Raw genomic sequence first — 17,772 nt, 5'->3', positions numbered from 1 at the left:
ACAAGGAGAAACACCGCACATGCCCAGGCGCCAGGGGTATGCCCTGCTCATCGCCCTAGTGGCGGGCACCGCCGTGCTCGCCGCCGCCGTCGCCTTCGGCACGACGCTGCTCTCCGGCCACCGGTCGGCACCGCTCCCGCCCGCCGAGACCCAGGCGGCGGCCCGCAACCCGGTCGCCCCCGCGACCTCGGGCGGCAGGTGGGTCACCACCTGGGCCGCCGCACCCGTCCGCGCCGAACCGGGCACCGAGAACGGGCTCCCCGGACGCACCATCCGTAACGTCGTGCACACCAGCATCGGCGGAGAGGTCGCCCGGATAACCCTGTCGAACCTCTTCGGCACGGGCCCCCTGGTCGTCGACCAGGCCACCGTCAACACCCGGCCGGTGACCTTCAAGGGCTCCGCCACCGTCACCGTCGCGGCGGGCGGACAGGTCATCAGCGACCCGGTCGTGGTGCCCGTGGCCCCCGACTCCGACCTCCAGGTCGGCTTCCGCACCCCGCGGGCGGGCGGACCGGTCACCTACCACCCCCACACGCACCAGACCTCGTACCTGATCGACGAACGCGGCACCTTCAGCACCACCCACTGGCGCTATCTGACCGCCGTGGACGTCCGCAGCGAGAACGCGCGCGGCGCGATCGTCGCCTTCGGGGACTCCCTGACCGCGGGCAGCGGCTCCACCACCGACGCCAACGCCCGCTGGACCGACGTCCTCGCCGACCGGTTGGGCGGCCGGTACGGAGTCGCCAACGCGGGCATCGCGGGCAACCGGGTCGTGGGCATCGGCCGCGGCACCGGGGGCCAGTCGGGCACCGACCGGCTCGACCGCGACGTCCTGGCGGTCGCCGGGGCCCGGACGGTCGTCGTGGCGCTCGGCATCAACGACGTACAGCAGCGCCCCCAGGAGGCCGACCCCCAGCGCATCGTGGACAGCCTGCGCGCCCTCACCGACCGGGCACACGCGCGCGGGCTCACGGTCGTCGGCGCGACGCTGACCCCGTTCGAGGGCTTCTCCACCTGGACGCCCCAGCGCAACGCCGTGCGCCAGGCCGTCAACGAGCAGATCCGGGCGGGCACGGTCTTCGACGCGTACGTGGACTTCGACGCGACGGTACGCGATCCCGCCGCACCGAACCGGATCCTCGCCGCGTACGACTCCGGCGACCATCTGCACCTCAACGACGACGGGTACCGCGCGCTCGGCGACCGGCTGGACCTGAAGGTCCTGGACCGGGCCGGCGCACCCCGGTCCGACGCGCTGTGAGGCGCTGAAGAGCCACCCGGGCCCCGTGCCCGCCCCGCGCCCTCAGAGTTCCTTGCGGCCACCGCCGTCGGAGCCGCCGTCCGGGCCCTCCAGCCCGCGCCGGCGGCGCGCCTCCCGTTCGGCCTCCTTCGCCTCCTTCAGCCGGCGGCGCTCCGCCTTCGTCCGCTTGCGGTCCACGCCGACGCCGCCCATCAGGGCGAAGCCGGTGATCCGCACGTACGGGGCGTCCGGGGCGGGCTCGCCCTCCTCGTTGGAGCCCTCCCCGAAACCGCCCATGACGCCGACGCCCCTGACGTCGACGTTCAGCTCGGGCGGCACGGTCACATGGATACCGCCCATGATCGTGATGCAGCGGATGACGGTCTCGCGATCCTCGAAGTCGGCCTCGCGCAGATCGATCTCGCCGCCGCCCCACATCGCGAACGCGGTGAACATCCGGCCGACCGTCCAGCGGCCCTTCCGGTTGAAGCCGCCCCACAGGGCGAACGCCCCCTTCGAGGTGGCGCTGCCGCCGACCCTCGCGGGCCGGTTCGCCGCCGGGCCCCGCAGCAGGGCGGGCGCGGACGAGCCGACCGGAGCGACCACCGAGCCCGGCGCCGGAAGGTCCCGGACCAACGGCTCCAACTCCCCGCGCGTGCGGGCCTTGTAGGCCGTTTCGAGGCGCTGGTCGAACTCGTCCATGTCCAGTCGGCCCTCGGCCACGGCCTCGCGCAGCAGCTCCGCGATCCGCTCACGCTCGGCATCCGAGGCGCGCATGTCCGGACTCTCACTCGTCATACCGCGCAGCCTATTGAACGCACCCGTTCCCGGCACAGCCATACAGGCCCATGACCTGCGCGCGCCGCTCCGGGGGAGCGCCCGTCGCGCCGCCCCGGGTGCGTGCGCCCGTCACGGCGCGGACGCGTACATCCTGGCGATCACGGCCTCGATGTCCGGTTCCCGTACCGACAGGTCGACCAGCGGGTACTCCGCGGCGATCCGCGCCACCAGCGGGGCCGCCGACGCGGCGGCGGGGAACGCCAGCCACTGGCGCGGGCCCTCCACCTTGACCGCCCGCAGGGCCGGCCCGCCGCCCGGCTCCTCCGACTCCAGGACGATCGGGGGGAGTTCGCTCTCCAGGTCCACCACGAGCATGCGTTCGCTCTCCCCCACCTCGTGGAGGCCCGCCAGCGAACCGTCGTACATCAGACGGCCGTGGTCGATCACCATCACCCGGTTGCACAGCTGCTCGATGTCGGTGAGATCGTGCGTCGTCAGCAGGACCGTCGTCCCGCGCTCGGTGTTCAACTCCTTCAGGAACTGCCGCACCTTGGCCTTGGAGATCACATCGAGGCCGATCGTCGGCTCGTCCAGGTAGAGCACCTCAGGATCGTGCAGCAACGCCGCCGCGATGTCGCCCCGCATCCGCTGCCCCAGCGAGAGCTGCCGTACGGGGACGTCCAACAGCTTGCCCAGGTCGAGGAGTTCGACGCAGCGGTCCAGGTTCTCGCGGTAACGCCGTTCGGGAATGCGGTACATGCGGTGCATCAGCCGGTACGAGTCGCGCAGCGGCAGGTCCCACCAGAGGGTGGTCCGCTGGCCGAAGACGACACCGATGCGGTGCGCGAGGCGCGTACGTTCGCGGGAGGGGTCGATACCCGCGACCCGCAGCCGGCCGCCGCTCGGGGTGAGGATGCCCGTCAGCATCTTGATCGTGGTCGACTTCCCGGCCCCGTTCGGGCCGATGTAGCCGACCATCTCGCCGCGTGCCACCCGGAAGCTGAGCCCGTCCACCGCCCGCACCTCGCGGCGCTCACGGCGCAGGAAACCGGTGCGGCGGCGGACCTGGAAGACCTTCTCGACGCCGTCGAGCGTGATGAAGCCGTCGGTGTCGCCGCCGATGCCCACGGTCGTACCAGTGCCTGCGGTCGTGGGCGTGCCCGTGGTCGTGCCCGTGCCTGCGGTCGTGCTCGCGCCCACACCTGTGCCAGTGCCCGCGCCCACACCTGCGTCAGTGCCCGTGTCCGTGCCGTCACCCATGCCCGTACCCTCCTCCGTGATCGTTCCCGCTCAACTGCCCGTGCTCCGGTACGCCCGCAGCCCCGCCCGCCACGCGATCCCCGCCAGCCCCCAGCAGGCCACCGCCACCAGCGGCGGCAGGAACGCCACCCACTCCGGCAGATCCACCGGGTACTCCCGGTCCAGCACGTACAGCGCGGGCAGCCAGCTGACGAAGGCCAGCGGCACCACGAACGTCACCCCGCGCACGAGGTCCTTCGCGAAGATCGTGGGCGGGTACTGGAGCAGCGTCGTCCCGCCGTACGTGAAGGAGTTCTGCACCTCCGAGGCGTCCTGCGCGACGAACTGGAACGCCGCCCCCGCGACGAAGATCGCACCGAAGATCGCCGCACCGCTCACCACCATCATCGGCAGCATCAGCACCTTCAGCGGCGTCCACGCGATGTCCAGGGAGACCAGCGCGTAGCCCAGGACCAGCAGCCCCTGCGTGATCCGCCCCAGCCGGCGCAGCGCGAACCGGTCCGCCGCGACCTGCGCCAGCACCGGGACCGGCCGCACCAACAGGGTGTCGAACGTCCCGTCCCGGACCCGGCGGCCCACCCGGTCCATCGACCCCAGCAGCAGGTCGCACAGCCCGAACGCGGTGGCCGACACCCCGTACAGCAGGGCGATCTCCTGCAACGTGTAGCCGCCCAGGGCGTCGACGTGCGAGAACATCAGCAGGATCGTCACGAAGTCGAAGGCCGTCACCGCGAAGTCCCCGAACACCGTCATGGCGAACGAGGCCCGGTACGCCATCGTCGAGCGCACCCACATCGCCATGATCAGCCCGTACGCCCGCACACCCTCCGACAGCCGGGGCCGCGCCGGGAAGGGGAACGCCTCCGGCACCCCCGGCGCCCCGGTCCTCTCCTCCGTCCGCACCACGCTCTCAGCCACCCTGCACCACCACCCTCCTGGTCGCCACGGTCTGGAGCAGACGGCCCGCCAGCAGCAGCACCACCGCCCAGCCGCCCTGGAACGCGTACGCCTCCACCAGCCCCCACCCCGTGTGCTTGCCGAGGAACACATCGGCCGGGACCTGGAGCAGCGAGGACCACGGCAGCGCCCGCGCCACCTCTCCCAGCAGTCCGGGGAACAGGTTCAACGGCAGCAGCATCCCGGAGAAGAACAGCCCGGCCAGCGACACGATCCGCATCGCGCCCGCCCCGTCCATCAGCCAGAACGCCGACATCGCGACCAGAAAGCGCAGCGCGAAGCTGACCACCACGCCCAGGAACACCGAGACGAAGAACGCCGACCAGGTCCACGGCGATCCCGGGAGCGCCAGATCGAAGGCGAGCGCCCCGAGGAACATCGGCACGACACCGCGCCCCAGCAGATGGAACGCCGCCCGGCCCAGGTCGCCCGCCATCCACCACAGCTGGAGGTCGGCGGGACGGTACAGGTCGACGGCGATGTCCCCCGTACGGATACGCTCCGTCAGCTCGTCCTCGAAGCCGCCGCCCATCATGGCGCAGGCCATCAGCAGGGCCTGCCCGAGCCAGACATAGGTCAGCGCCTCGGACGTGTCGTACCCGCCGAGCCCCGGACGAACGTCCCACAGCGCGATGTAGGTGTACGCCACGATGAAGCCGAAGACCGTGTTGGTGAACACCCCCGCGGCCGTGGCCGTCCGGTAGGTGGCGTAGCGCCGGAACGCACCCCCCGCCACCAACGCGTAGAGCCGCACGTCGTCCCCTCTCCCCCGGCACCACCGGCTCCCGACACCAAAGCGCCCGAGCCTAGTGCAGGCGCGCCGGCCCCGGCGACCGGGTTTTCGTGACCGCGTCGTCGACCGTGTCTGCGTGAGGTCGGTGACGACCGTGACCGCAGTGACGGCAGTGACGGCAGTGACGACCCTGACGGCCCTGACGACCGGTGGAGGGAACGAACCAGAGATAAACGAAAATTTCCCCACGAAACGGGCACTATGGGAGAACTGACCACGCCCGAGGAGCCCCACGGACATGAGCGACGAGCCACAGCACTGGGCCCCCCGCGACCCCTCGAGCGCGACGGCCGCCCCCGGGAACCACCGGGAAGAGCCGCCGGGGAACAGCGCGAAGAACCGAAAGAACGGCAGGAAGCGACGCACCGGCTGGCGGCGTGCCGTCCCCACCTGGCGGATGACCCTCGGGACCGTCCTGGGCCTCGGGCTCCTCCTCATCGGAGGGTTCGTCGCCGGATACCAGTTCGTCGACATCCCGGCCGCCAACGCCGCGGCCACCGCCCAGTCCAACGTCTACCTCTACAGCGACGGCAGCGTCATCGCCCGGGACGGCGACGTGAACCGGGAGAAGGTCAAGCTCTCCCAGGTCCCCACGACCGTCCAGCACGCGGTACTGGCCGCCGAGGACCGGGACTTCTACTCCGAGCGCGCCGTGGACGTGAAGGCGATGGCCCGGGCCGGCTGGAACACCGTGACCGGCAAGGGCAAGCAGGGCGGCTCGACGATCACCCAGCAGTACGTGAAGAACTACTACCTCGGCCAGGAGCGGACCGTCCTGCGCAAGGCCAAGGAGTTCTTCATCGCGATCAAGCTCGACCGCGAGGAGACCAAGGACCAGATCTTCGAGGGCTACCTCAACACCAGCTACTTCGGGCGCAACGCCTACGGCATCCAGGCCGCCGCCCAGGCGTACTACAGCAAGAACGTCGAGGAGCTCACCACCGCCGAGGGCGCCTACCTCGCCTCCCTCCTCAACGCCCCCAGCGCCTACGACGTCATCGCCCACCCCGACAACGAACCCGCCGCCCAGCACCGCTGGAACTACGTCCTGGACGGCATGGTCAAGGAGGACTGGCTCGATGCGGCCGAACGGGCGACGACGGAGTTCCCCACCCCCGGCGAGGCCAGACCGTCGACCGGGCTCTCCGGACAGCGCGGCTACATCGTGCAGGCCGTCGAGGACCACCTCGACCGGCGCGGCATCCTCGACGGGAAGACCCTCGCCACCGGCGGCTACCGCATCACCACGACCCTCGACAAGTCCAAGCAGGACGCCTTCGTCAAGGCCGTCGACGCCAACGTGATGTCCAGGACCAGCGCCGAACGCGAGGCCGACCGCAACGTCCGCGTCGGCGGGGCCTCGATCGTCCCCGACACCGGCGAGGTCGTCGCCCTGTACGGCGGCATCGACTACACGAAGCAGTACGTCAGCAACGCGACCCGCCGCGACTACCAGGTCGGCTCGATCTTCAAGCCGTTCGTCCTCACCTCCGCCGTCGTCAACGACTCCACCACCCAGGACGGCCGGCGCATCACGCCCAACACCGTCTACGACGGCGCCAACAAACGCATGGTCGTCGGCGTGCAGGGCCCCACCGACTACGCCCCCGCCAACGAGGACGACGTCGACTACGGCGACATCACCGTGCGCGCCGCCACCGACAAGTCGGTCAACTCCGTCTACGCGCAGATGGCCCAGGACGTCGGCCCCGGAAAGGTCCGGGACACCGCGGTCGCCCTCGGCATCCCCACCGACACCCCCGACCTCACCGCCTCCCCCTCCATCGCGCTCGGCACCGCCAACGCCAGCGTCCTGGACATGACCGAGGCGTACGCCACCCTCGCCGACCACGGCCGGCACGGCCGTCACGTCCTGGTCGAGAAGGTCACCAAGGACGGCGTGGAGATCGAGCTGCCCGAGCGCACGACCGACCAGGCCGTCAGCCGCGAGGCCGCCGACACCACCACCGCCGTGCTGCGCGGCGTCGTGGAGGGCGGCACCGGCACGGCGGCCCAGGCCGCGGGCCGCCCCGCCGCGGGCAAGACCGGCACGGCGGAGGAGGACCGGGCCGCCTGGTTCGCCGGGTACACCCCGGACCTCGCGACCGTCGTCGCCGTGATGGGCCAGAACCCGAAGACGGGTGCCCAGACCTCGCTGTACGGAGCCCTCGGCCTGCCCCGCGTCAACGGCGGCGGCGCCCCGGCCGAGACCTGGGCCGCCTACACGGAAGCGGCGCTGCGCTCCTCCTCGGTCCAGGAGTTCGACCTGGAGACGGCACCCGGCTCCGACGAGGAGGACGAACCCCAGCTCGACGAGGACCCCGACGGCAGCACGGACCCGTCCTCCTCGTCGGAACCCACGACCGGCCCCTCCGGCAGCCCGGAGAGCGACCCGGCCGGCAGCAGCCCGCCCACGTCCGGCACGGACACCGGCGGCACGGACGGCGGGGACGGCGGGGGCGGCGGGGACGGCGGGGACGGCGGAACGAACGGCACCGCCGGCGTCGACGGCGGCTCCGGCGGAACAGGGAGCACCGGCGGCACCGACGGTGACGGTGACAGCGGGGCCGGCTGAGACTCCATCGAGGGCGATCGCGGCCCCGGCCCGCCCAAGGCCAGAACGGGCCCGGTGACACCGGTCACCGGCCCCCGAGGAGCCCTACAGGTACGGAGGGTACGGAGAGTACGGAGCTCTACAGATACAACCCGGTCGAATCCACCGAACCCTCGAACCGGTCGGCGGCCACCGCGTGCAGATCGCGCTCCCGCATCAGGACGTACGCAACACCCCGCACCTCGACCTCGGCACGGTCCTCCGGGTCGTACAGCACCCGGTCACCGGGCTCCACCGTCCGCACGTTCTGCCCGACCGCGACGACGACGGCCCAGGCCAGACGCCGGCCCACCGCGGCCGTCGCCGGAATCAGGATGCCGCCGCCGGAGCGCCGCTCGCCCTCGGACGCGTCGTTCCGCACCAGCACCCGGTCGTGCAGCATCCGGATGGGCAGCTTGTCGTCGTCGGCGGAGCCGGTGGCGCCGCGATGGCCCTCGTGGGTGTTGTCGCTCACGCCCGCAACCTACCTGCCGGGCACCGGACCGTACGCCTCCGGGTGCCGAACGCCACCGGACACGTACCGACCGCCGCCGGTCACTTGCGGCGACGGCTGGACACGGTGAGCAGCCCCACCACACCGACCACCAGCAGAGCCGCGGGAATCACCCGCTCCAACCGCGGGGAGCCGTCCTCCGCGACAAACCGCGCCTTCACCTCCGACACCGAACGGTTCACCGCGACGAAGGCACGGCCGGCCGTCCGGTCCACGGACTGGGCCGCCTTCGCCTTGGCATCTCCGATGATCGTCTTCGGGTGTACCCGCACCCCGATCTCGTCGAGCACCACAGCGAGCTGCTCGCGCCTGCTGATGATGTCCGCCTCGATCTGCGCAGGGGTCCTGGCATCCGACACTGCGCCGCCTCCGTGGTCGTCGTCCGGTAAACCTTCGTGAACCTTCGTGAACCTTCATCGACAGTCTGTCAGCTCGAACCCCCGCACACCCGGCGGCACCCCTATTACCCTCGGTCCCGTCCGACCCGCGCACCACCCGAGGAGAACCACATGAGCGAGCGACTGAAGCCCGGCGACACCGCTCCCGCCTTCACCCTTCCCGACGCCGACGGCAACCAGGTGTCGCTCGCGGACCACAAGGGCCGCAAGGTCATCGTGTACTTCTACCCGGCCGCGCTTACCCCCGGATGCACCAAGCAGGCCTGCGACTTCACGGACAACCTCGACCTCCTGGCGAGCGCCGGGTACGACGTCATCGGCGTCTCCCCCGACAAGCCGGAGAAGCTCGCCAAGTTCCGCGACACGGAGAACCTCAAGGTCACCCTGGCGGGCGACCCGGCCAAGGAAACTTTGGAGGCCTACGGCGCCTTCGGCGAGAAGAAGCTCTACGGCAAAGTGGTGACGGGCGTGATCCGTTCCACCCTCGTCGTCGACGAGGACGGCAAGATCGAGCACGCGTTCTACAACGTGAAGGCGACCGGCCACGTAGCCAAGATCATCAGGGACCTGGGCATCTGACGTCCACCGCCCGGGGCGCCTTCGGCCCCGGGCCACCTCTCACACGATTCCGGCAATCCCGGCGATTCCGACCGGCGGCCGACCGAAGAACGTGTTCAGATCATGTGAGGGAGATCGCATCGGCCCACGAAGTCGGTTTGCGACCGCCATGACTGCGCAGAAGCTTTTCCTGGAACACACTCCGAGGAAAGGACCCGGCCATGGCGGCCTCCGACCCCCACCAGGCGGCCGACCCCGAAGCGGTCAAACGCCACCCCACGCTCTTCCGGGCCATCCGGAAACGGCGTAACCCGCGACTGCGCCGGACGGACATCACGGTCACGGACGACGCGGCGGTCAAGAGGGCCGTGAAAGCCGCCTCCCTGGGTAACGCCATGGAGTGGTTCGACTTCGGGATCTACTCCTACCTGGCCGTGACGATCGGACACGTCTTCTTCCCGTCCGGGAACGAGACCACGCAGCTCCTCTCCTCCTTCGCGACCTTCGCGGTGGCCTTCCTCGTACGGCCGCTCGGCGGCATGTTCTTCGGCCCGATGGGCGACAAGGTCGGCCGCAAGAAGGTCCTCGCGCTGACGATGATCCTCATGGCCGTCGGCACCTTCGCGATCGGCCTGATCCCCTCGCACGACACGATCGGCGTCTGGGCCGCGGTCCTGCTGATCTTCTTCCGGATGCTCCAGGGCTTCTCGACCGGCGGCGAGTACGGCGGCGCCTCGACGTTCATCGCCGAGTACGCCCCCGACAAACGACGCGGCTTCTTCGGCAGCTTCCTGGAGTTCGGCACCCTGGCCGGCTACGTCGGCGCGGCAGGCCTCGTGACCGCCCTGTACGCCCTCCTGAACGACGCGCAGATGGAGGCCTGGGGGTGGAGGATCCCGTTCCTCGTCGCGGGCCCGCTGGGCCTGGTCGGCCTCTACCTGCGACTGCGCCTGGACGAGACCCCCGCCTTCCAGAAGCTGGAGGGCGGCACGGCGCACGCGAGCGAGGCGGCGGACGGCGTCGAGTCCACGGCCAAGGGCGACCTGGCGAAGATCTTCCGGCAGCACTGGCGGACGCTGGTCCTCTGCATCTGCCTGGTCGGCGCGTACAACATCACCGACTACATGCTGCTGTCGTACATGCCGACGTACCTCTCCGACGAGCTCGGCTACAGCGAGACGCACGGACTGCTGATCCTGCTGGCGGTGATGGTGTTCCTGATGACGATCATCAGCCAGATCGGCAAGCTGTCCGACCGCTTCGGCCGCAAACCCCTGCTCATGACCGGGATGCTGGGCTTCCTCGTCCTCTCCCTGCCCGCGTTCCTCCTCATCCGGGTGGACGGCATCCTCCCGATCACCATCGGCATGCTGATGCTGGGCCTCTCCCTGGTCTGCATGCTCGGCACGATGTCGGCCGCGCTCCCGGCCCTGTTCCCGACGAACGTCCGCTACGGGTCCCTGTCGGTCGGCTACAACCTCTCCGCGTCGATCTTCGGCGGCACGACCCCGCTGGTCATCACGGCCCTCATCAGCTGGAGCGGCTCCAACCTGATGCCCGCGTACTACGCGATGGCGGCGGCCCTGGTCGGCCTGATCGCGGTCGCCTGCATGAAGGAGACGGCCCAGCAACCGCTGATCGGCTCCCCACCGTCGGTCGAAACGGACGAGGAGGCGGCGGAACTGGTCCAGTCCCAGGCACCGGACCCGAAGTTCTGACCCGCCCCCTTCCGGCCCTCCCTCGGTGGAACGGCCCGCACCGCTCGCGTCGAGCGGTGCGGGCCGTTCCGCGTTCTCACCGAATTTCGGGCGTGACTGTCCGATAAGCGGTTCGTTACTCCGTACGAGGCTGCGAACGCGCAGCCGGGACGGAGGGGGAACCCATGGGGAACAGCCCGTACACACGGGAGCGGCTGGCGGAGGGCATAGCCGCATCGGCGAACTGGACCGACCTGATGCGCCGACTGGGGCTGCCGGAGAACGGCGGCAGGCGACGCACACTCCAGCGGAAGGTGACGGAGTACGGGCTGGACACTTCGCACTTCAAGCAGCGGAGCCCGTGGAAGAAGTACCCGGACTCGGCGATCGCAGCAGCGGTGAAATGCTCCACCTCGCTGCGCGAGGTCGTCAACGAACTCGGCGCCCCACCGGCCAGCGGCACTCTCTCCCACATCGGCCGCCGTATCGCCGCAGCCGGAATCGATGTCGACCACTTCCCTGGGCTCAACCGCCCACAGCTGGATCTGCCTTTCACCACCGATGAGTTGCAGGCGGCGGCAGCGTCGGCCACGAGCATCCGGGGCACCGCGTGCAGTCTGGGGATACCCGACGACGGCCGGTCACGCTCTGCGCTGGCCGGCCTGCTGCGGAGGCGTGGCATCGACACTTCGCACTTTCGCAACGCGCGCTTGGCGATTCCGGAGGACGCCCTGCGGAATGCGGTTCCCAGGAGCACCAGTTATGCGGACGTCATGCGGGCGCTCGGCCTCGAAGTCAACGACACCAACCACCGCCGCGTGCGACGCAAGGTTGTCCAGCTGAAGCTCGACACCAGCCACTTCACCCGACGCTCCTGGACAGCGGCGCGGGTCCCCGAGCCCCGCGCGATCGCGCCCACCACCCTCATCGTCAAACCGCCCGGATCAACCCGCACGCACCGCACTCGGCTCCACCGCGCGTTGCAGGAGCTCGGTGTCGCGTACGTCTGCGTCTCCTGCGGCAACCCGGGCCAATGGCTGGGGCAATCGTTCACGCTCCAGATCGATCACATCAATGGCGACTGGCTGGACAACCGGGCTGAGAACCTGCGCTACCTCTGTCCCAACTGTCATGCGCTGACCGAAACGTGGTGCGGTAAAGGACGTCGTGCGAGGTCGGGCACCACATAACTCACAGGACTGGCGGCCCCTCCCTTGTAGACTGCTGAGGACGCGCGAGTGCTGGAATTGGTTAGACAGGCTGGCCTTAGGAGCCAGTGTCCTAGTGGCGTGAGGGTTCGAGTCCCTCCTCGCGCACCCCGTAGACAGGCCCGGCCCGCAGGAATGCGGGCCGGGCCTGTCGGTTTCGAGGGGCTGCCGGGCGGACCAGCGGGCAGCGCCCTGGCACGCGCGGGCGGGTAGGCAGCGCTACCCCGCCAACTCCCGCACCACCGGCACCAACGCCCGGAACGCCTTCCCCCGGTGGCTGATCGCGTTCTTCTCCGCCGGGGTCAGCTCCGCGCATGTGCGGGTCTCGCCCTCCGGCTGGAGGATCGGGTCGTAGCCGAAGCCGCCCGTGCCGGACGGGGTGTGGCGCAGGGTGCCGTTCAGGCGGCCCTCGACCACGTGTTCCGTGCCGTCGGGGAGGGCCAGGGCGGCGGCGCAGGCGAAGTAGGCGCCGCGGTGTTCGTCGGCGATGTCGCCGAGTTGGGCCAGGAGCAGGTTCAGGTTGGCCGTGTCGTCGCCGTGGGTGCCGGACCAGCGGGCGGAGAAGATGCCGGGGGCGCCGCCGAGGACGTCCACGCAGAGGCCGGAGTCGTCGGCGACGGCGGGGAGGCCGGTGGCGCTCGCGAGGGCGTGGGCCTTGAGGAGGGCGTTCTCGGCGAAGGTGACGCCGGTTTCCTTGACGTCGGGGATGTCGGGGTACGCGTCCGCGCCGACGAGGTCGAGGTCGAGTCCCGCGTCGGCGAGGATGGCGTGGAGTTCGGTGATTTTCCCGGCGTTGCGGGTGGCGAGGATCAGGCGCTTCATGGGGCGATTATCGCCCCGGGCGGCGGCCTGGGCGGGCCGTGCCGCCCTCGGCCCGGGCCGGCCCGCCCGGTCGCGTCTCCGGCCCGGACCGCCCGGTCGCGTCCCTCGCCCGCCCGGTCGCGCCCCCTGGCCCGCCCCGCCCTTGGTGGTGCTTACGGGCTGCAGACCTTGCCGATCTCCGTCGCCGCGTCCGTCACCGGGGTGATGTCGGGGGTGGCGTCGCCGGCCTCGATGGACTTGCGGACGCCGGTGACGCCGGTCTGGAGGTCGTCGACGGCCTTGGAGAGGTCGGCGTTGTCCGTGGTGTCGTCGAGCTTCTTCAGCTCGCGGTCGATGTCGTCCAGGGACTCGGAGGCCTGGGTGATGTCCTCGGAGGCGTTGGAGACGGCCTTCTGGAGGTTGCCGACGCTGGTGGCGATGGCGTCGGCGGTGCGGACGCAGTCGAGCGCCTTGTCGAGGCCGGCGCAGCCCGCGGCCGTGGTCAGCGTCAGCAGGGTGGCGGCGGTGGCGAGTGCGAGGCGTTGGTGGCGGCGCGATGCCATGGTTCGGTCCCTCCCCGGGGATCGTTACGTGGACGGACGCACGGTTCGACCCGTGCGCCCGTATCCGTAACGACGCTCTGTGGTGCGTATTTGGTTGCTTCTTTACTCGCGGAGGGTGGGTCGCTACGCGTCCTGGGTGCGGGCGAGTGCGTCGCGCTGGAGTGCGGCGAGGTCGACGCAGCCGGCGGTGGCGAGGTCGAGGAGGGCGCCGAGTTCCTTGCGGTCGAAGGGTGCGCCCTCGGCGGTGCCCTGGACCTCGACGAAGCGGCCGTCGCCGGTGCAGACGACGTTCATGTCGGTCTCGGCGCGGACGTCCTCCTCGTAGCAGAGGTCGAGGAGCGGGGTGCCGTCGACGATGCCGACGCTGATGGCGGCGACGGTGTCGGTGAGCGGCTTGCGGCCGGCCTTGACGATCTTCTTGCCCTGGGCCCAGGCGACGGCGTCGGCGAGGGCGACGTAGGCGCCGGTGATGGCGGCTGTGCGGGTGCCGCCGTCGGCCTGGAGGACGTCGCAGTCCAGGACGATGGTGTTCTCGCCGAGGGCCTTGTAGTCGATGACGGCGCGCAGGGAGCGGCCGATCAGTCGGCTGATCTCGTGGGTGCGTCCGCCGATCTTGCCGCGTACGGCTTCGCGGTCGCCGCGGGTGTTGGTGGAGCGGGGCAGCATGGAGTATTCGGCGGTGACCCAGCCTTCGCCGCTGCCCTTGCGCCAGCGCGGGACGCCTTCGGTGACGGAGGCGGTGCAGAAGACTTTGGTGTCGCCGAAGGAGATGAGGACTGAGCCTTCGGCGTGCTTGCTCCAGCCGCGTTCGATGGTGACGGGGCGGAGCTGTTCGGGGGTGCGGCCGTCGATGCGAGACATGGGGCCGACTTTATCCGGTGGCGGGGGTGGCTCCGTTCGGGTGCGGTGGCGGCCGCCGTGCCCCGGCATTCCCGCGTGCGCGGGGGTGTGCGGGGGCATGGCTCAGGCCCCGTCCTCCGGTGGGAGGACGGGGCCTGTGGTTTCCGGCGTGGGGTCAGCCGGTCACATCATGTCTTCGATGTCGGCGGCGATGGGGTCCGCGTCGGTGCCGATGACGACCTGGATCGCGGTGCCCATCTTGACGACGCCGTGGGCGCCGGCGGCCTTGAGGGCGGCTTCGTCGACCTTGCTGGGGTCGTGGACCTCGGTGCGGAGGCGGGTGATGCAGCCTTCGATCTCGTCGATGTTGTCGATACCGCCGAGCCCGGCGACGATCTTCTCAGCCTTGGTGGCCATGTCCTTCTCCCTGGTTTCGCGCGCAGACGGCCGCCCGCTGCGGTTCCGTTTCGTCACGGTAACGCACGGTTGGCCCAACTTCGCGGGCGGGTAAGCGGATGATCCCGAAAGATGACGATCACCGGCGCCCTGTCTTCGGGACGGACCCCGGACCGTGACGCAACTGGTCTACACCAGTTTGCAACGACCGCCAAACGTGAAGTGTTCCGGGAGGACGCCCATGAGTTCGAGCGCCGCTGCGGTACCGCAGCAAAAATGGTGGAACGGACCGGTCCAGGGCCTGCAGAAGGTCGGGCGGAGTCTTCAGCTTCCGGTGGCCGTGCTCCCCGCCGCCGGGCTGCTCGTCAGTCTCGGCAACCTCTTCAGCTCGTACCTGGACGGCGCCTTCTGGGACAAGACCTCCAAGGTCCTGCTCAACGGCGGCGGCGCGATCCTCGACGGCGAGCTCGGCCTCCCCCTGTTGTTCTGCATCGGCGTCGCCATCGGCTTCGCGAAGAAGGCGGACGGCTCCACCGCGCTGGCGGCCGTCGTCGGCTTCCTGGTCTACCGGGGGGTGCTGACCGCCTTCCCCATGGACGGCACCGTGACGGAGGCCCTGCCCGACGGCGAGCCGCAGAACCCCGGCGTGCTCGGCGGCATCCTGATCGGGCTGTTGACCGCGGTCGTCTGGCAGCGCTACCACCGCACCAAGCTGGTCGACTGGCTCGGGTTCTTCAACGGGCGACGCCTGGTGCCGATCCTGATGGCGTTCCTCTGCGTGATCCTCGGGGTGCTGTTCGGCCTGCTGTGGCAGCCGGTGGGCGACGGGCTGACCTGGTTCTCCAAGCAGCTGATCGACCTCGGTTCCTGGGGTGCGGCGATCTTCGGCTTCGCAAACAGGTTGTTGATCCCGATCGGCATGCACCAGTTCCTGAACACGTTCTTCTGGTTCCAGGCGGGCGAGTTCACCGGGGCGGACGGCCAGACCGTGCAGGGCGACATCTCCCGGTTCTTCGCCCAGGACCCGTCGGCCGGTCAGTTCACCTCGGGGTTCTTCCCGATCATGATGTTCGGCCTGCCCGCCGCGGCCCTCGCCATCACCCACTGCGCGCGGCCCGAGCGCCGCAAGGAGGTGGCGGGTCTGATGGTCTCGGTGGCGCTGACCTCGTTCGTCACGGGCGTGACGGAGCCGTTGGAGTTCTCGTTCATGTTCGTCGCGCCGCTGCTGTACGGCGTGCACGCGGTGCTGACCGGGGCGTCGATGGGCATCACCTGGTTGCTGGGGGTGCACGCGGGGTTCAGCTTCTCGGCCGGGTTGATCGACTACGTCGTCAACTGGCATCTGGATACGAAACCCTGGTTGATCATCCCGATCGGCGCGGGCTTCGCGGTGGTCTACTACGTGGTCTTCCGTTTCGCGATCATCAAGTTCGACCTCAAGACGCCCGGGCGTGAACCGGAGGAGGTCGAGAGGGAGATCGAGAAGGACCTCACCAAGTAGCGCTGCGCGGCAAGGCCCCCGGGCCTTCGAACCGGGTGCATACGGCACGCATGAGGCCCCCGGACCACTCGGTCCGGGGGCTTCGGCATGTCACCGAAAGTGCCGGATCTGCTACTGCGAATAAGCAGGGAATTGCAGGTTCCTTATCTAACCCTCACCGTGCTAAAACTGGTCTACACCACTGAGTGGTCCAGACCACGGCTGTCTGCCGGCGTCTGTCGAGTCGCCGCCTCCCCGCATCAACGACCCGGGCGGCACCGTGTCCCATGGAGGAAGTTGATGACCACGGCTGAGACCGCACCCGCGGCCGAGAAGAAGAAGGGCGCCGGCGTGATGGCCGTCATGCAGCGCATCGGCCGCAGCCTCATGCTGCCGGTCGCCGTGCTGCCCGCTGCCGCGCTCCTGGTCCGCCTCGGCAATGACGACATGCTGGGCCGCGAGTCGTTCCCGACGTTCATAACGAAGCTCGCCGGCTACATGTCCGCGGGCGGCAACGCGCTCCTCGACAACATGGCGCTGCTCTTCGCCGTCGGCATCGCGATCGGCTTCGCGAAGAAGTCGGACGGCTCCACCGCGCTGGCCGCCGTCACCGGCTACCTCGTCTTCCAGAAGGTGCTCGCGACCTTCACGGACGGCAGCCTGCCGCAGAAGGCCACCGTGGTCGACGACAAGATCGTCATGGTGGACGCTCCCGTCAACGCCGGCGTCCTCGGCGGTGTCGTGATGGGTATCGTCGTGGCCCTGCTGTACCAGAAGTTCTACCGGACGAAGCTGCCCGACTGGGCCGGCTTCTTCAGCGGCCGCCGTCTGGTCCCGATCCTCTCCGCCTTCGCGGGTCTGCTCATCGGTATCGTCTTCGGTCTGATCTGGCCGGTCCTCGGCGCGGGTCTGCACAACTTCGGTGAGTGGCTCGTCGGCTCCGGCGCGGTCGGCGCGGGCATCTTCGGTGTCGCCAACCGTGCGCTGATCCCGGTCGGCATGCACCACCTCCTGAACTCCTTCCCGTGGTTCCAGGCGGGCGAGTACAACGGTAAGAACGGCGACATCGCCCGCTTCCTGGAGGGCGACCCGACCGCCGGTCAGTTCATGACCGGCTTCTTCCCGATCATGATGTTCGCCCTTCCGGCGGCCTGCCTCGCGATCGTCCACTGTGCCCGCCCGGAGCGCCGCAAGGTCGTCGGCGGCATGATGTTCTCGCTGGCGCTGACCTCGTTCGTCACCGGTGTGACCGAGCCGATCGAGTTCACGTTCATGTTCGTCGCCCCGGTGCTGTACGCGATCCACGCAGTGCTGACCGGTGTGTCGATGGCGCTGACCTGGGCGCTCGGCATGAAGGACGGCTTCGGCTTCTCGGCCGGGCTGGTCGACTTCCTGCTGAACCTCGGCATCGCGTCGAAGCCCTGGCTGCTGGTCCTGGTCGGCCTCTGCTTCGCGGTGGTCTACTACGTGGTCTTCCGCTTCGCGATCACCAAGTTCAACCTGCCCACCCCGGGCCGGGAGTCGGACGAGGAGCTCGCCGAGCTGCAGAAGGCCGAGGCGAAGTAGCCTCCGCCACGCCCGTACGCCGAAGCCCCCGCTTCCCGAAGACGTCTTTCGGGAGCGGGGGCTTCGGCGTACGTACCTGTCGGATGTTTCGGCGTACGTACCTGTCGGATGTTTCGGCGTAC

General features: G+C 69.8%; 17 protein-coding genes and 1 tRNA gene. 8 read left to right on the top strand and 10 right to left on the bottom strand.

Annotated features, from left to right (window positions below):
* Window positions 1–19 precede the first annotated feature (19 nt).
* Window positions 20–1,267: an SGNH/GDSL hydrolase family protein gene (locus tag AC3CH1_RS23400; RefSeq protein ID WP_488464719.1), complete on the top strand. Its 1,248-nt coding sequence runs from the start codon at window positions 20–22 to the stop codon at window positions 1,265–1,267.
* Between the two features lie 42 nt (window positions 1,268–1,309).
* On the opposite strand, the gene AC3CH1_RS23395 is transcribed toward AC3CH1_RS23400, so the two are convergent.
* From AC3CH1_RS23395 to AC3CH1_RS23380, 4 genes are all read right to left on the bottom strand, one after another.
* Window positions 1,310–2,023, bottom strand: coding sequence for a DUF1707 SHOCT-like domain-containing protein (locus AC3CH1_RS23395; RefSeq protein WP_488466712.1), 714 nt, complete (start codon window positions 2,021–2,023; stop codon window positions 1,310–1,312).
* A gap of 132 nt (window positions 2,024–2,155) precedes the next feature.
* Entirely contained in the window at window positions 2,156–3,286 is a 1,131-nt protein-coding gene (locus AC3CH1_RS23390; RefSeq protein WP_488464718.1) for an ABC transporter ATP-binding protein, read from the bottom strand.
* Window positions 3,287–3,316: 30 nt separating this feature from the next.
* A complete protein-coding gene (locus AC3CH1_RS23385; protein ID WP_488464717.1) occupies window positions 3,317–4,204 on the bottom strand; it encodes an ABC transporter permease in 888 nt (295 codons plus the stop codon).
* Entirely contained in the window at window positions 4,197–4,997 is an 801-nt protein-coding gene (locus tag AC3CH1_RS23380) for an ABC transporter permease (protein ID WP_488464716.1), read from the bottom strand. Before AC3CH1_RS23380 ends, AC3CH1_RS23385 begins: the two co-directional genes overlap by 8 nt.
* A gap of 277 nt (window positions 4,998–5,274) precedes the next feature.
* On the opposite strand from AC3CH1_RS23380, the gene AC3CH1_RS23375 reads away from it, so the two are divergent.
* Window positions 5,275–7,611 carry a transglycosylase domain-containing protein gene (locus AC3CH1_RS23375; RefSeq protein ID WP_488464715.1) on the top strand — a complete coding sequence of 779 codons (2,337 nt, stop codon included), beginning with the start codon at window positions 5,275–5,277 and terminating at the stop codon, window positions 7,609–7,611.
* Window positions 7,612–7,729: 118 nt separating this feature from the next.
* Here AC3CH1_RS23375 and AC3CH1_RS23370 read toward each other — a convergent pair whose 3' ends face one another.
* Entirely contained in the window at window positions 7,730–8,104 is a 375-nt protein-coding gene (locus tag AC3CH1_RS23370; RefSeq protein WP_007450657.1) for a GroES family chaperonin, read from the bottom strand.
* Between the two features lie 80 nt (window positions 8,105–8,184).
* Window positions 8,185–8,502: a DUF3618 domain-containing protein gene (locus AC3CH1_RS23365; RefSeq protein ID WP_488464714.1), complete on the bottom strand. Its 318-nt coding sequence runs from the start codon at window positions 8,500–8,502 to the stop codon at window positions 8,185–8,187.
* A gap of 150 nt (window positions 8,503–8,652) precedes the next feature.
* Between AC3CH1_RS23365 and bcp the strand changes: the two genes are divergently transcribed.
* From bcp to AC3CH1_RS23345, 4 genes are all read left to right on the top strand, one after another.
* A complete protein-coding gene (gene bcp, locus AC3CH1_RS23360; protein ID WP_488464713.1) occupies window positions 8,653–9,120 on the top strand; it encodes a thioredoxin-dependent thiol peroxidase in 468 nt (155 codons plus the stop codon).
* A 200-nt stretch (window positions 9,121–9,320) separates the two neighbouring features.
* Complete coding sequence (gene proP / locus AC3CH1_RS23355) at window positions 9,321–10,817, top strand: glycine betaine/L-proline transporter ProP (RefSeq protein WP_488464712.1); 1,497 nt, start codon at window positions 9,321–9,323, stop codon at window positions 10,815–10,817.
* A 164-nt stretch (window positions 10,818–10,981) separates the two neighbouring features.
* On the top strand, window positions 10,982–11,986 hold the full coding sequence (locus AC3CH1_RS23350) for an HNH endonuclease signature motif containing protein (RefSeq protein WP_488464711.1): 1,005 nt from the start codon (window positions 10,982–10,984) through the stop codon (window positions 11,984–11,986).
* A 42-nt stretch (window positions 11,987–12,028) separates the two neighbouring features.
* Window positions 12,029–12,112, top strand: a tRNA-Leu gene (locus AC3CH1_RS23345).
* Between the two features lie 111 nt (window positions 12,113–12,223).
* On the opposite strand, the gene rdgB is transcribed toward AC3CH1_RS23345, so the two are convergent.
* The 4 genes from rdgB to AC3CH1_RS23325 all read right to left on the bottom strand — a co-directional run bounded on the left by rdgB (window position 12,224) and on the right by AC3CH1_RS23325 (window position 14,682).
* Window positions 12,224–12,826, bottom strand: a complete 603-nt coding sequence (gene rdgB, locus AC3CH1_RS23340; protein WP_361875826.1) for an RdgB/HAM1 family non-canonical purine NTP pyrophosphatase — start codon at window positions 12,824–12,826, stop codon at window positions 12,224–12,226.
* Between the two features lie 152 nt (window positions 12,827–12,978).
* Window positions 12,979–13,368: a hypothetical protein gene (locus AC3CH1_RS23335; RefSeq protein ID WP_488464710.1), complete on the bottom strand. Its 390-nt coding sequence runs from the start codon at window positions 13,366–13,368 to the stop codon at window positions 12,979–12,981.
* Window positions 13,369–13,491: 123 nt separating this feature from the next.
* Window positions 13,492–14,229, bottom strand: a complete 738-nt coding sequence (rph, locus tag AC3CH1_RS23330; protein ID WP_018958495.1) for a ribonuclease PH — start codon at window positions 14,227–14,229, stop codon at window positions 13,492–13,494.
* Window positions 14,230–14,391: 162 nt separating this feature from the next.
* Window positions 14,392–14,682, bottom strand: coding sequence for a PTS sugar transporter subunit IIB (locus AC3CH1_RS23325; RefSeq protein ID WP_392945985.1), 291 nt, complete (start codon window positions 14,680–14,682; stop codon window positions 14,392–14,394).
* 163 nt (window positions 14,683–14,845) lie between these two features.
* On the opposite strand from AC3CH1_RS23325, the gene AC3CH1_RS23320 reads away from it, so the two are divergent.
* Together AC3CH1_RS23320 and AC3CH1_RS23315 are read left to right on the top strand one after the other, a co-directional pair.
* On the top strand, window positions 14,846–16,105 hold the full coding sequence (locus AC3CH1_RS23320; RefSeq protein WP_488464709.1) for a PTS transporter subunit EIIC: 1,260 nt from the start codon (window positions 14,846–14,848) through the stop codon (window positions 16,103–16,105).
* Between the two features lie 279 nt (window positions 16,106–16,384).
* Window positions 16,385–17,650: a PTS transporter subunit EIIC gene (locus tag AC3CH1_RS23315; RefSeq protein ID WP_488464708.1), complete on the top strand. Its 1,266-nt coding sequence runs from the start codon at window positions 16,385–16,387 to the stop codon at window positions 17,648–17,650.
* Window positions 17,651–17,772: the final 122 nt, after the last annotated feature.

It is taken from the genome of Streptomyces sp. MGP-P1 (assembly GCF_057766565.1).
The sequence above is the reverse complement of the archived record's forward strand: the minus strand, read 5'-3'. Positions and strand labels throughout refer to the sequence as shown.